The 1,093-nt window shown below is 36.0% G+C and carries 1 pseudogene; it reads right to left on the bottom strand.

The window, feature by feature from the left end:
- Positions 1 to 97 precede the first annotated feature (97 nt).
- Positions 98 to 489 (bottom strand): annotated as a pseudogene (locus GZ63_RS18905) (transposase).
- Positions 490 to 1,093: the final 604 nt, after the last annotated feature.

Here is a 1,093-nt window from a genome sequence, read left to right as displayed (position 1 = left end):
TGGACATGGCAAATAAGCTTGATGGTTAATGATTTTAAAATTAATCATCAAGCTGTGTATTTTTGTTAAACTTTAGTATTTTATAACGGTCAAAATATTACGTATAAACAACTTCTTTATATAATTCGCCTGTCCGCATGAAATGGAATATGACTCTAATTAATTTCTTCGCTACATGGCTGAACACCACATTATAATGTTTGCCTTCTAAGAGCTTCTTTTCATAATATGCCTTGAACGTCGGTGAATATATAGAAATCAATCTCGAGGCATGATACATCGCCCATCGGAGGTGTGGTGATCCACGTTTCACCATTTTTCCAGTTCCTTGATATTGGCTTGATAAATGGATGGTTCCATTCCAGCAAAAGCTAATAGCTGACCTGGGTTATTAAAGTTGTGGATGTCACCTATTTCTGCTATGATTATACTTCCAAGTCGATAGGAAATTCCGGGAATAGTTACGATTGGTGAATCGAGTTTATCCATCATTTCCTGAATTTTTTTATCGACTTCTTTTATTTGCTTATCATACAAATATATTTGTTGTATGGTTTGAGTTAATTCAAATTCCGTGATTTCGGAATAGCACCCAATACTTTCTTTCGCTAGTTGTTTAAGCATTTGAGATTGCAGGCGACTGTTGTTCACTCCCAATAATTCGGAAAGTGTTTTTTCATGAGCCTTCGCTATTCTCCTGGGGCTTGGATACTTTTTTAATAGTCGCATCATATAGTCCGAATAACGAACTTGGCCATAACTAGCTAGCTCAGGAAAACTTTTTTCAAGAATTCGAGTGTACTGCGTCTTAAGAAGGGCCTGGTGCTTCCCCAATCTCCTTCTGTGCCTCGTCAATTCTTTAAGCTCTACGGTAATCTTATCTTGTATTTGTTCTCTTTTTTCTAAATCGACCATGAATATCTTTGTGATTACAAAGGCATCTGCTTTATCCGTAGACTGGGACATAACTAGCCAAAATATCTTAAAAAAGGTTCCAATCATCAAAAATTGATGGTTGGAACCTTTTGAGTTTGAGTTATTTTCATCATCTATGGTTGGATTTGTGTTCATGGCGGTATACTTTCTTAAGTTT

This window comes from Virgibacillus alimentarius, from assembly GCF_000709085.1.
GTDB classification, from domain to species: Bacteria; Bacillota; Bacilli; order Bacillales; family Amphibacillaceae; genus Virgibacillus_B; species Virgibacillus_B alimentarius.
The sequence above is the reverse complement of the archived record's forward strand: the minus strand, read 5'-3'. Positions and strand labels throughout refer to the sequence as shown.